Consider the following 12,933-nt stretch of genomic DNA (forward strand, 5'->3'; position numbering starts at 1 on the left):
CGTTATGACACAAATAAATTTAGATGAACTAAGTCATCTACAAGCGATTAATAAAAAATTAGTCACCGGCTATCACATCAGCGAGCAAGACACTGTAATGTGGCAAGAGCTTGATCAACAAATTGATGCCTACCGCGCATTATTTAGCGCCCTTGGCCATGATTTACAACACGACAGCCGTGGTTTTTACTATTTTGCCAGTGATGAAAGCACGCCAAACATGGGCAAGATATCCCGTGCAATTGCCCTAACAATTTACATTTTAATAGAGCACTACGCCAACTCAGGTAAAGATCCAATGCGCGCTTTATTTGACGAAGTAAGCGATTTAGAACTGATGCAAACGCTAGTGCAAATGAATAAGCACTTGTTTGATCAGCTTGAGATTTTCTCCGGCTCTGACTTACGCAAAGACGTGTACTTGCGTATGGTACGTTTGGGCCTAAGCCGAGAAGTCGAAACTGGTTTTATGCTACAAGCCCCTATTTATCGCTATATTGATGCCCTAATGGAAGTAAATGAAGAAACCTATATTGGAGAGGACGAATAATGAAAAACCTATACGGCCTCAGTAAGTTGGCATTATTAAATACCGCAGGTTACGCCAAGTGTGTTATTCCACTTGATAAAAGCAGCTCAATTTGTGCGCCTAACAATACCGGTAAAAGCTCGGTCATAAACGCCCTACAGTTTCCCCTTATTAATGATTTACGCCTCACTGAATGGGACGGCCATGATTTAGACGAAACCCGTAAGTTTTATTTTTCATCTGATCAATCTTATATTTTACTCGAAGCCGATCTGCCCCACGGACCTGTGGTGATTGGGGTGGCAGGGCTTGGTAAAATTGCCGGTTACGCCCATCAGTTTTTTTGTTATCAAGGCAAACTTGACCTTGAGCAATATACACAAGGCAAAACCATCATTAAGTTCACTAAGCTGTTTAATCACTTAAAAGAGCAAGGGTTTAATCCGATTGAGCTTAAGGCCCAAGAGCTGAATGCCCTATTGACTGGCGGCGCAACGCCATTTGATGGCGACATTAACTTAAAAATGATCCCGCTCAACAATGTGCAAGACTCGGCCATCTATAAAGAAATTTTCCGCCGTATTTTGAACTTACATAAGCTCGGCGCAGCCGATGTAAAACGCTTTATGTTACGCGTGTTTGAACGCCATATGTCAAACTCAAAAGTAGACTTTTACGAAGTGTGGCGTCGCTCTTTTGATAAAGTAAATCGGGCTAAGCGTGAATTAAAAGCCCTTGAATCAATGCAAGAACCAATTAGTGCGCTTGAATCAATGCTTGAAAACCAAACAGTGTTAAAAGGTAAGTTAGCGGCTTATGCACCTAAAATAGATCAAGCTCTAATTGATTTTGATACTTATCAACAAGCTCAACTAGACGATCTGAATCTGGCACTTGAAGACATTGAACAGGAAAAGCACGAGTTTGAACAAAAACAACAACTGTATGTACAACAATCTCGTGATATTGAACGTAAGCAAACTCAAATTGAGCAATGGTTTTTAGATTTTAATGCTTTAAAAGCCGAGTTTGAATTGGTCAATAAAGCCACGTTAAAAGTCAGCCTTGCTCAGTTTAAGCAAGATTATGAGTCACTCTCGCACTCAATTAATAGTGCTCAAGGCCAAAGCTTACACACTCTTGATTACCGTATTAGCGAAACTCAAAAGCAAATTAAGAGCTTAAAGCTGCAACTTAAAAACCTTGAATTCAACTTATTTACACGCATGCGTGAGGATTTATCGCTCAAAGAAGTCGAAGAAATTTCGCGTATTTTAAACCCTGATATTCTCTCGTTTGCAACCACCAGCAACGGTGATATTACTATTACCGACGAAGATGCCTTTGGTGCGTTTTTAGAGCAATTATCAGAAAACGTAAAAGGCGGCATACTCACCCTACCCGGCGCAACGATTAAACTGAAAAAGCTCTCACCAGTACAAATGCAAAGTGGCGAAAATAAAGAGCAACTTACAGCGCAGTTAAATGCTCTTGAAAATTCATTGCAAGAATTTAAGCAACAGCGAGACGTTGCGGCCAATGTGGCTGAGAAGCAAAAAGAAAAAGATACACTTTATGATGAGCTAATCAGTGCCGAAAGCGCGCTTAAACGCTTTGAACAATTTGAAGTGATGCTGCAATCCGTTGATGCACAAGCCATGCTAAAAGAGCAATTACTAGCAGAGCGCGAGCAAGTTGATGATTACTTACAAGATATTCAAGCAAATAGTGGCTCAATTGCTGATAGACGCTCAATAATAAAATCTAAAAAAGAACTTATATCACGCCAAGCGGATCGTCTGCGCCAAGTAAAATCGGAGCGAATCGACCATACGCTTGATTTATACAGCGGAAAAGTCACGCCTTATATGATCGATATTCAGATCGACTTTGATAACTTAAGCGATTTAGTACATCACTTTAATAAGGACTGCCAAGAGCTACGTAATTTTGATATCAACGTACGTAATACCTATTTGCATATTTATAATGCCGGTATCACAAAGTTTGACAACGAAAATGACGAATTTAGTAAATACCAAAAACTCATTAGTGCATTTCACAATATTGATAATGAACGCGATGCTGTTGAACGCCAAGCCCGTGTGGCCCTTACCGAAGTTGCAGCCACGATTAAAGGCCTACGTGAAGATTTAGACAGGCTACGTCGTGAAATGAACAGCTTTAACAAAGGTATTAGTCAGCACCGCATTTCAAACTTGCAAGCGTTTAAAATTAACGTGATCCCCCGCAAAATGTTGGTTGATAGCATTGACACGATCATCAGTACTTCAAGCCAGTTTGAGCAAGGTGACACTTTGGATTTACTCAGCCAAGAACCCTATAGCGAAACGGCAGTAAACGAAGCGAAAGATCACTTAATTAAACTTGCCTCTGATAAAGCAGGTTTAACCCTGACTGATCTATTTGATATCCGTTTTGAAGTGGTGAATCGAGCTGGTGAAACTGAGCATTTTGAAAAAATAGATTCAGCCGGTTCAAATGGTACGCGGATCACCATTAAATTATTGTGCGGTATGCTGTTTATTCGCTATTTATTAAGTGATCAAGAACAAAACTTATACCGTATACCTATATACATTGATGAAGCCGCAGACATCGATCCACAAAATCAAAAAGCGATTATTGAAACAGCCCTAAGCTTTGGTTTTGTGCCAATATTCGCCTCAGTGAAACCACAAATTAGTTGTGATTACATTGTGCCCATTCGCTCAGTTAAAGATGGTGCTCAAAACTGGGTGGATGAGAAAGATTGGATCGAAGTGGAGCATGACTCTCTCACTAAAAATACTGAAATATAGGGCATAGTTAATTCACTATTCAGTAATCTGCAACTAAAATGACAGTTTAGTTGCTATTGCTATATTTTATTGAACTTAGTTTGAAAAATAGCAGTAAAAATATATTAAGTTGAATTATTTTTATGTTATGTTATCAAACAAGTAGCTATATATATTTTGCCAAGGAGCAAACACCATGAAAAACTTACTAATTGCCGCAGCAGTCCTTATGCTAGCAGCCTGTGCAAAAACACCAGATGTTGATTATGATAAATCAGTTGATTTTAGCAACTACAAAACATTTGCTTGGTTTCCACAAGCGACATTAGCAAACGCGGGTAACTATCAAATTAGTCCGTTAATGGAGCAGCGTGTTCGTGAAGCGGTAAATACCCAATTACAAGCGCAAGGTATGACATTAGCAGACACAGCTACTGCCGACGTATTACTTAACTACCATGCATCTGTAGATACAAAAATTGACGTGGATACATTTAATGTTGGTTACGGCGCTCAGTGGAACTATTGGGGGATGGGCTATAATACGCAAACTACAACGCGTGAATATGATGTAGGTACTTTAGTACTTGATGTTGTTGACCGTGCTTCAAACCAGCTAGTATGGCGTGGTGCTCGTGAAGGTCGTTTACAAAAGAAACAATCTCCAGAAGAGCGTAACGAAGCAGTAAAAGAAGCCGTAGCGACAATTCTTTCTGGCTTCCCGCCTGAAAAACTTGCAAAATAATCTGCTATAAATAATTTTAAAAGCTCACTGTTTGGTGAGCTTTTTTGTGCCAAAATTTTATTTTAGGTGCTTATACCAATCGGCTTAAATATTTAACCATTCTAGCGGGCTAAATAAAGCGCTAACAGCGTTAGTAATTTTTCAAGTAGAACAACTACATGTCAAAATTTCTGCCTTGTTATCACTGTATTTACCTGTCGCTATAAGTGGTCAGTAACTTAAGACGATTGGTATCATATTAAGCGTGATATGTTAAAGCAGATATGAAGTTAAGATCTATTACATTAGTTTTTGTATTTATGTAGTAAAACTCGTGGAATATGACAGTAGTCATCGGGGAAGTGCGTTAAACGGTCTTGATGCTCTAAATCGCTTGCTACGTAATTGGTTAAAGGAAGTACTTCGACCACAATTTTAGCAGCATCGTGTCGCTTGTTAATATAATCGCGTGCTGTGGCTAAGTGTGTTGGCTGTTTACTGTAAATAGCAGTACGGTACTTAGGTCCAATATCATCCCCTTGCTTGTTAATACTATAGGGATCAATAATTTCAAAGAAATAACTGATCAACGTATGCAGCTCTACCTTATTGGTATCAAACACCACAAGTACACATTCAGCATAACCATCATAATCCCCCGCTGTCGTGTTGCTTGCCCCATTAGCACGACCAGCTTCAGTGCTTATCACACCAGGTAAATGCTTAATAAACTCTTGTACACCCCATAAGCAACCACCGGCAAAATATACGGTTTCAAAATCAGTATTATTAACAATATTCATAGAGTACAACCTAGCTAGTGTTTAGCAGAATTAAGAGTGAACAGCCACTGAGAGCATGTGATTAGCAAATGCAATTTTTTCTCAATCAGATACAATAGCGCCCTATTTTAATCACGTGCTAACAATGTACTCAATAATAAAATATCTGACGTACTTAACTGCACAACTAGAACAATAGTATAAGCGCAAAGAGATTTTAACGTGATCAAACCTGTACACCTAGCATTACCTACCTTGTTATGTAGTTTTTCAACATTAACATTAGCAACCGAGCAAAAAAACAATACCGATGAGATTGAACAAATCGCAGTGCATGCTTCAGCCACGGCCAATCAACTTCCCGTTGGTACATTTGATGCCCCTGTGTCTAACTTAGAATATGATCCGCGAGTTGATTTACAATCTCGTAATATGGCCGAAGCACAAGCGGATGTGACTATCCGTGGCGGTATTTTTGAAAACACCGGCTTTCGGGTAGGCAGTGCAACTTTATTCGACCCACAATCAGGTCATTATTTTGCTGAGATCCCTATTGCACCGCAAATGCTAGATACCGCAGATATTTTTACTGGTGTCGAAAATGCCCTGTATGGTGTAAATAGTTCAGTTGGTACGGTATCGTTTGGTTGGACGCCTATTAATACTGGTGGCAGCGTGTCATTAGGTACGGGTAATAACGACTTTAATTTACAAAGCATCAATGCTGGAGTCAGTGTGCCACTTGCAGGCAAATCTGATTGGCAGTTAGGTTTTCAAGGTGACTACGCGCACTCGCAAAGTGACGGCACAATAGACAATGGCGATCATGACTTTACCCGTGCATCTGGCCGAGTGCAATTAACTGGCCCACAATCACAAACAGACTTATTTTATGGCTCGCAGCAAAAGTTTTTTGGTTGGCCAAACTTGTACACACCATTTGGGGTAAACGAAACCGAAGATCTGGATACGCAATTATTTATCCTTAACCATAAGCAAGGCTATGCTAAACAGAGTGCGTTTGAAATATCCGCTTATTATCGCAAAAATGATGACCATTATATTTACTCACGTGAAAACCCCAGCGCATTTGAAGCATTTCATCAAACACAGGTAAAATCTCTCGCGCTATCAGGCCGCCATAACAATACTGATTCATTTGCAATAAATTACTCCGCGCAATATATGGAGGATTTGATTGAATCAACCACGCTTGAAAATAACTTTACCTCGCGTAATTATTATAAATTAAGTGTGTTACCAGAATATCAAACCGCCATTGCAGCTAACCAATTAGTGACTATTCGCTTAGGGGCTGCTTTTGATGACACGAATAGAGATGACTCACAATTTTCACTGCTTGGGGATCTTAACTGGCGGACTCAAAATAATGATGGCGCAGAGCGCACAGTGTACTTATCGTTTGCTCAGGCAAGTCAAGTAGCCGGATACACCGCTATTGGTGGCAGTGAATCAGGTGGGTTATTTAGAAGTAACTATAATCTTGAGCGCGAAACCACTCAAAACCTAGAGCTTGGTTTATTACTTGAACAGCAATCTTGGCGCTTAGATTCAGCTATTTTTTACCGCCAAGATGAAAATCTTACTGATTGGACCTACAGCTACAGCTCTACTTCTGCCCGCGCCGCTAACCCAGTTGATATAGACACCGCAGGCATTGAGTTTTTAGCAACTAAACATTTTGATACTATTGAGCTTATTAGCAGTTACACGTATCTGCATAAATCAGAAAGTTATGGCGCAGCAGATATCGATGCCAGTTTTTATGCCTTGAATTTTCCTGATCACCGTATCACACTTGGTGCTGTTTGGCAGCCTATGGATGTGCTTGAATTTAGAATTGATAACGAATGGCGTAAACAACATGAAAATGTATTAAGAAACGGTGATGATGAAGCGTTATTTACACATCTCACATTAAAAATAACCCCGCCAACACTTGATAACTTATTTATCACACTATCAGCTGATAACCTATGGGGCGAAGCATTTGAAGAGATCCCCGGCACACCAGGGCGTGGTGAACAATACACTTTGAGTGCAACTTATAGCTGGTAATCAACTAATTGATATTAGTAACAAAATAAGTCGCATTTAAAGTCTATGCTAGCAAACGCTTTTTTAGTTCGTTTTTATTCAACACTGCCTATCCTAAATTTTTTATATAGATTAATTATAGGCAGTTACACAGATTTAATATCAGCCTCAAGCAAAACAGAAAAACTCAACGTGGTAACACTTACCATGAAAAGATATTGAGTCTATAGCTTTTTCGTAGTCTTGCATTGCTCCATATTCACATCATTTATGATAGTTATAACTTGCGATTTTTTTGTTCACTTTTTCATGAAATGAATTTGACAATTCTTGAAGCTTTTTTTCTTCTATATAAAAAACATCTAAGTAGTATATTTTATCAGTAACTTTAAAGCTGGCTTTTTGCGGACCTTCGAACTCTATATTTAAACCTAAACGCTTCAAAGTTAAAGTATCATAACTAAACAGAACAGCGTTTCTTTTAAACTCAGGCATCATACCTAATACCGTTATAACCAAATCAACATCTGTCACAGTGCGAAAATATTCGTATTCTGCTAATTGCCATTCTTTAATTATTTTAGCTAAAGCTTCATTTTCATCAATCCCAAAAATGAAAAACAAAACTTTTATAAAAAAGCTATGGGACTTAGGTTGATAATAAAAATGCTGAAAACCTGAACCATGCCAACCTATAATTGAGTTTTTGGTAACTAAAACATAATGCGATGCTGTTGCTATATAATTAGCGCATGAAGAAGCACACTGCCCTTTTACGACGACCTTTAAATGATATTCCTTAACAAGTTTTCCAATTTCCATACCTGCAAAAACATCACCACCTCCACTGTTGATTTCTAGCGTTTTATAATCCTTAGGGTGTTTTTCTAATAACTCTTTTAACTTTTCTAAGTTGACTTCATTTGTCGAGCCAATGAACTCAATTGTTGAGTCATTAATCGCAACAACAGAAGAACTAATATCATCCTCTAAATTCGCTGTTGAGCCACAACCAAAGATTAACAATATAAAAATTAAGAACGAATATTTCAGATTAAACACCATCGTTTATAGCTGCACCCACACTCATCAGCTACAAAATATACAATTTATATTTACAACTTACAACTTACAACTTACAACTTACAACAACTTTAATGGACAAAAAAACATACAAAAACCTCAAAGTTAATGCCTAAATTCGTCTACTTGTCGAAGTAAAAATATATCATGTCATCTGTTCAAGTTCAGTGATCAACTGCAATGCTTGCGCGTTGCTGGTACCACATACATCAATTGTTGCAGTAAAATCACTACACACTTTCGGCCGACTTTCATCACCAAACAACTTACATAAATTATTGTTATCTAACTGAATACAGCGTTCTCCCGCTTTTTTACCCTGTGGCATTCCTGGGATTGGCGAGCTGATACTCGGCGCTATACAACATGCGCCACAACCCAACCGACAAGCCATTGTTGATGTGTTCATAATTCGCCCCTTTTGTGATTTATTTCATCAATATGTTAATTGTGTAATGACTTGTTACATCTTCATACGCCTTGTAAACACTTTCTTCATTATACTCACAACGTCACCAAATTATGAGGAAAGCCCTGTGGCTACTAAAAAACAAATCATGTTACCTATTGCCGTGTTAATCGCGGGTGTAGGTCTCGCGGTTGCGTTTTCAGCAATGAAACAACCGCCTGAAGAAAAACCAGCACAAGATACACGCCCATTGGTCTCTGTTAATCCTGTTCACCTTGATGCAATTTCCTTAGACGTTAAATCGTATGGGGTTGTAAAAGCAAAAGATCACACCCCATTGGTTGCACAAGTGAGTGGCCAAGTAGTGTTTGTCTCTGAACAATTCGTCCAAGGTGGTTTTGTTAAGCAAGGGGATATTCTAGCACGAATAGATCCAAATGATTATGAAGCGGCGTTAATTGAAGCGCAAGCTGGGTTGGCGCAAGCAAGCTCGGACTTAGAGATTGAACGCGCACAAGCACATGTAGCACAGGCTGAATGGGACCGTATAAAAGACGATTCAAACCAAATGATCCCATCACAATTATATTTACGCAAACCGCAGTTAGCAGAAAAACTTGCTCGCTATCGCGCAGCGCAAGCATCCGAAAAACGTGCCAAGCGAAATTTAGAGCGCACTTATATTAAGGCACCGTATGATGCGATTATTTCTGAACGGGCAATTAGTTTAGGTAGTGTTGTTAACCCCGGTAGCCAGTTTGGCGCCTTAAGTTCAACTTTAGTTGCTGAAATTCGTCTGCCAGTGGCTGATAAAGAACTGCAATATTTAACTAACAGCGGTATCGGCGCAAACGTTACGCTCAATGCTGACTACGCTGGCAAGCCGACAACCTGGCAAGCTAAAATTGTGCGCAGTGAAGGCGTTATCGATCAAAAAAGTCGAATGAGTTATTTAGTAGCACAAGTGAATACCCCTTATGCCAGTGAACAGCCACTGCGCTTTGGCTCTTATATCAATGCCACTATTTCAGGGCGTGAACTAGATAATGCGATTATCGTTCCTCATCACTTAGTGAAAAACGGCAAAATCGCAGTAATGAATGATGATTTAACACTTTCGTTTAAACCTCTTAATATTATTAGAGAACAAAATGGCATGGTTATCGCGTCACAAGGTTTAAATGATGGTGAGCAATTGATCACATCTGCTTTAGATTTCCCAACCGAAGGCATGCAAGTCAAACTAAATAATGCTGATAAGCCTGCTGGTGCAACGCAACTTGCGTTGAAAGAGGAATAAGTCATGGGCATTCATAGCGAAAAAGGCTTAATTGCTTGGTTTGCACGTAACCCTGTTGCGGCAAACCTATTGATGATTTTTATTTTAGTTGGCGGCATTTTAACGGCGTTTTCTATTCGTAAACAGATGTTCCCGCAGTTTGAAAATAATTGGATCAGCGTACAAGCGGTCTACCCAGGCGCTGCCCCGCAAGAAGTTGAAGAAGGTATCACCATTAAAGTCGAAGAAGCCCTCGAAGGCTTAGAAGGCATTAAACGGAAAATTACCTACTCCAACCGTGGCTATTCTCAAGCTTGGATCGAAATCGAAGAAAAATACGATACTAAAGAAGTACTCGATGAAATAAAAATGCAAGTTGATGCAATCAATACCTTCCCTGCTGACATGGAACGCCCAATTGTACGCCATGATAAGTTTGAGCAAGAAGTAATGATCCTCGCCCTTTATGGCGACATGAGCAATTATCAACTCAAAGAGCTTGGCAACAATATTAAAGACGAGCTGCAAGCCTTACCGCAAATCAACCTCGTTGAATTTAATGGTGGCCTTGATTACGAAATTAGTATTGAAGTCAGTCCAGATAAACTTCGCGAATACGGTTTAACCTTTAGAGATATTGCCAGCACCGTACGTGCTTTTTCAGCCAACATGTCGGCAGGACAAATTCGTTCTGAAAACGGCTATATTTCGATGCGTGTTGAAAAACAAGCCTATCGCGGTAATGAGTTTGGAAAACTACCACTGATTTTATTACCTGATGGCGCGCAAGTGTATTTAGGTGATGTAGCAACCATTAACGATGGCTTTGCAGAAGGCCTGCAATACTCAAAATATAATGGTAAAAATTCGCTGTCGTTTGAAGTAAATGCCTCAAAAGATCAAGATATTACCAAAGTTGCCAAAGTGCTAAAGCAATACTTAGCTGATAAAGCAGGCCAGCTTCCAGCGGGTGTTAAGCTTGCCCCCATAGTTGACTTAACTTATTACCTTGAAGGTCGTTTAGACATGATGATCGACAACATGGTATGGGGCGGTCTGTTAGTAATGGTGGTGCTTGCGCTATTTTTACCACTGCGCTTAGCGTTTTGGGTGATGATGGGTTTACCTGTGTCATTCCTAGGCGCCTTCTTAATGATGCCAATGGGCTTTTTAGATGTCACCATCAACTTGGCGTCTTTGTTTGCCTTTATCCTCGTACTCGGTATTGTGGTTGACGATGCCATCGTGGTGGGTGAGTCAGCCAGTGCCGAAATTGAAAAACACGGTCACTCACTTGATAACGTTGTACGCGGGGTGAAACGCGTTGCTATGCCTGCCACCTTCGGCGTATTAACGACCATTGCTGCATTTTTGCCGCAAACTTTAGCCAGTGGCCCAGGTGCTGCGTTTTCCAAAGCGATTGGCGGAGTTATTATTCTGTGTTTGATTTTCTCACTAATTGAATCAAAACTTATTTTACCGGCTCACTTAGCGGCAATGAAACACCGTGAACCGAATCCTAAAAACCCCTTACATCGCCTTCGTAAAGTAATGGATAGTGGTTTAAAACGCTTTGTAGATAACTATTACACGCCATTTATTGGTCATTGTATTCACTACCGATATACCGTCATTGTGGGCTTTATTTGCGTACTAATTGTCAGCGGCGGTATGTTTGCTGGTGGTTTAGTTAAATTTGTCGCAAACCCTAAAATTCCTCATGATTTTCCGCGTATTTCTGTTGAAATGAACTTAGCCTCATCAGAGCAAGCCACCTTAGAAACAGCACAGAAAATCGAGCAAGTTATTTTAAATGTTGATCAACAACTAAAAGAGCAATATGGCACAGCCATGGTACGTGATCTGTCAGTTAGTTTACGTGGTCGTACTGAGGCCAGCATTATGGCGGTATTAATTGATCCACAGTTACGCCCTATTGATACCTTTGCTTTGAGCGCCCTGTGGCGCGAACAAATGCCAGCGTTGCCGGGCGTTAAAACCTTAACGATTCAAGACAGTATCATGAATGGTGGTCGAGACGACGGTGATATTAGCTTTCGCCTTGAAGGAAAAGATGCCAAACAGCTAAAAGAAGTAGCGGCAAAGTTAAAAGAGAAACTCAACACCATGGAAGGTGTGGGTGATGTAAATGACTCAATGCAAAGCGCCACCGATGAAGTACAACTTGATTTAAAACCATTGGCGTACAGCATGGGCCTCACCCTTGCTGATGTGGCTTCACAAGTCAGTTTTAGTTACTACGGTATTGAAGCACAACGTATTTTACGTGACGGTGAAGAAGTGAAAGTCATGATCCGCTACCCACAAGAAGCACGTAATTCAATCAGCGATATCGCCAGTGCTCGTATAATCAGCCCCAGTGGTGCAGAAGTACCTTTAGCAGAAATTGCTGATGTAAAACTGGTTGATGGTGTAAACCGTATACGTCGTGAAAACTCAAAACGTACCGTTAACGTATGGGCAGCCGTTGATACCGACCAAGTTGAACCATTTGCAATTGCCAAAGAAATTCGTGATGAATACTTACCCGCACTATTGAAAAGCTACCCTGGTGTACAAAGTAGTGTTGCTGGGCGTATTCAAGAGGAAATGGACAGTGTGGCTGAGCAAGTGCGTGATTTTGCACTATCAATGATGATCATTTTCGCGTTATTAGCGATACCGCTGCGTTCATATTCGCAGCCCTTAATCATTATGTCGGTGATCCCATTTGGTGTGATTGGCGCCATGTTTGGGCACATGATTTTAGGCATGACGATGAGCGGGTTATCAATCTTCGGGATCATTGCTGTAGCCGGTGTTGTTGTGAACGATTCGCTCGTGATGGTTGATTTTGTAAATAAAGCTCGCGCTGAAGGCGTATCAATAAAAGAAGCCGTTATGCAAGCAGGTGCTCGTCGCTTTAGAGCAATATTACTGACCTCAGTAACCACCTTTATTGGTGTATTGCCTATCATTATGGAAACAAGTTTACAGGCGCAAATTGTAATACCGATGGCGGTGTCGCTTGCCTTTGGTGTGTTATTTGCCACTGTGATCACGCTGATCTTGATCCCTTGTCAATATGTTGCGCTAGAAGATGCTAAGCGCTTAATTCGTAAATGGCGCGGCAAAGAAGCGTTAGTAGATGGTGCAACGAGTAATAACCAGACAGATACTAAAGTAAGCCATTCACCGTTATAAAATTTGATCTCCCAACCAACTAGCCCGAGCTGTTAACATCTCGGGCTTTTTTATTACGGCTCTT

At 40.3% G+C, this 12,933-nt stretch carries 9 protein-coding genes; 6 read left to right on the plus strand and 3 right to left on the minus strand.

Features of this window, described 5'->3' with window-relative positions; genetic code table 11:
• Positions 1-4: 4 nt before the first annotated feature.
• The 3 genes from PHAL_RS0105375 to PHAL_RS0105385 all read left to right on the plus strand — a co-directional run bounded on the left by PHAL_RS0105375 (position 5) and on the right by PHAL_RS0105385 (position 4,075).
• On the plus strand, positions 5-550 hold the full coding sequence (locus PHAL_RS0105375) for a condensin complex protein MksE (RefSeq protein ID WP_016707394.1): 546 nt from the start codon (positions 5-7) through the stop codon (positions 548-550).
• A complete protein-coding gene (locus tag PHAL_RS0105380; protein WP_016707395.1) occupies positions 550-3,351 on the plus strand; it encodes a hypothetical protein in 2,802 nt (933 codons plus the stop codon). The genes PHAL_RS0105375 and PHAL_RS0105380 overlap by 1 nt, the downstream gene beginning before the upstream one ends.
• A gap of 175 nt (positions 3,352-3,526) precedes the next feature.
• Positions 3,527-4,075, plus strand: a complete 549-nt coding sequence (locus PHAL_RS0105385) for a DUF4136 domain-containing protein (protein ID WP_016707396.1) — start codon at positions 3,527-3,529, stop codon at positions 4,073-4,075.
• A 284-nt stretch (positions 4,076-4,359) separates the two neighbouring features.
• On the opposite strand, the gene PHAL_RS0105390 is transcribed toward PHAL_RS0105385, so the two are convergent.
• Positions 4,360-4,857: a peptide-methionine (S)-S-oxide reductase gene (locus PHAL_RS0105390; protein ID WP_016707397.1), complete on the minus strand. Its 498-nt coding sequence runs from the start codon at positions 4,855-4,857 to the stop codon at positions 4,360-4,362.
• Positions 4,858-5,058: 201 nt separating this feature from the next.
• On the opposite strand from PHAL_RS0105390, the gene PHAL_RS0105395 reads away from it, so the two are divergent.
• Positions 5,059-6,915, plus strand: coding sequence for a TonB-dependent receptor plug domain-containing protein (locus PHAL_RS0105395; protein ID WP_016707398.1), 1,857 nt, complete (start codon positions 5,059-5,061; stop codon positions 6,913-6,915).
• Between the two features lie 243 nt (positions 6,916-7,158).
• Here PHAL_RS0105395 and PHAL_RS23555 read toward each other — a convergent pair whose 3' ends face one another.
• Together PHAL_RS23555 and PHAL_RS0105405 are read right to left on the minus strand one after the other, a co-directional pair.
• Complete coding sequence (locus tag PHAL_RS23555) at positions 7,159-7,959, minus strand: hypothetical protein (RefSeq protein ID WP_016707399.1); 801 nt, start codon at positions 7,957-7,959, stop codon at positions 7,159-7,161.
• Between the two features lie 163 nt (positions 7,960-8,122).
• A complete protein-coding gene (locus PHAL_RS0105405) occupies positions 8,123-8,386 on the minus strand; it encodes a YkgJ family cysteine cluster protein (RefSeq protein WP_016707400.1) in 264 nt (87 codons plus the stop codon).
• A gap of 127 nt (positions 8,387-8,513) precedes the next feature.
• Here PHAL_RS0105405 and PHAL_RS0105410 point away from each other — a divergent pair, with 127 nt between their 5' ends.
• Together PHAL_RS0105410 and PHAL_RS0105415 are read left to right on the plus strand one after the other, a co-directional pair.
• Positions 8,514-9,686 (plus strand): efflux RND transporter periplasmic adaptor subunit, encoded by a 1,173-nt coding sequence (locus tag PHAL_RS0105410; protein ID WP_016707401.1) that lies wholly within the window; start codon positions 8,514-8,516, stop codon positions 9,684-9,686.
• Between the two features lie 3 nt (positions 9,687-9,689).
• Positions 9,690-12,869: an efflux RND transporter permease subunit gene (locus tag PHAL_RS0105415; RefSeq protein ID WP_016707402.1), complete on the plus strand. Its 3,180-nt coding sequence runs from the start codon at positions 9,690-9,692 to the stop codon at positions 12,867-12,869.
• Positions 12,870-12,933 lie beyond the last annotated feature (64 nt).

This window comes from Pseudoalteromonas haloplanktis ATCC 14393 (assembly GCF_000238355.1).
In the GTDB taxonomy this organism is placed as follows: Bacteria; Pseudomonadota; Gammaproteobacteria; order Enterobacterales; family Alteromonadaceae; genus Pseudoalteromonas; species Pseudoalteromonas haloplanktis.

Coding starts and splice junctions, on each gene's coding strand:
- PHAL_RS0105375 (WP_016707394.1), top strand. CDS start 5: ATGACACAAATAAATTTAGATGAACTAAGTCATCTACAAGCGATTAAT.
- PHAL_RS0105380 (WP_016707395.1), top strand. CDS start 550: ATGAAAAACCTATACGGCCTCAGTAAGTTGGCATTATTAAATACCGCA.
- PHAL_RS0105385 (WP_016707396.1), top strand. CDS start 3,527: ATGAAAAACTTACTAATTGCCGCAGCAGTCCTTATGCTAGCAGCCTGT.
- PHAL_RS0105390 (WP_016707397.1), bottom strand. CDS start 4,857: ATGAATATTGTTAATAATACTGATTTTGAAACCGTATATTTTGCCGGT.
- PHAL_RS23555 (WP_016707399.1), bottom strand. CDS start 7,959: ATGGTGTTTAATCTGAAATATTCGTTCTTAATTTTTATATTGTTAATC.
- PHAL_RS0105405 (WP_016707400.1), bottom strand. CDS start 8,386: ATGAACACATCAACAATGGCTTGTCGGTTGGGTTGTGGCGCATGTTGT.
- PHAL_RS0105415 (WP_016707402.1), top strand. CDS start 9,690: ATGGGCATTCATAGCGAAAAAGGCTTAATTGCTTGGTTTGCACGTAAC.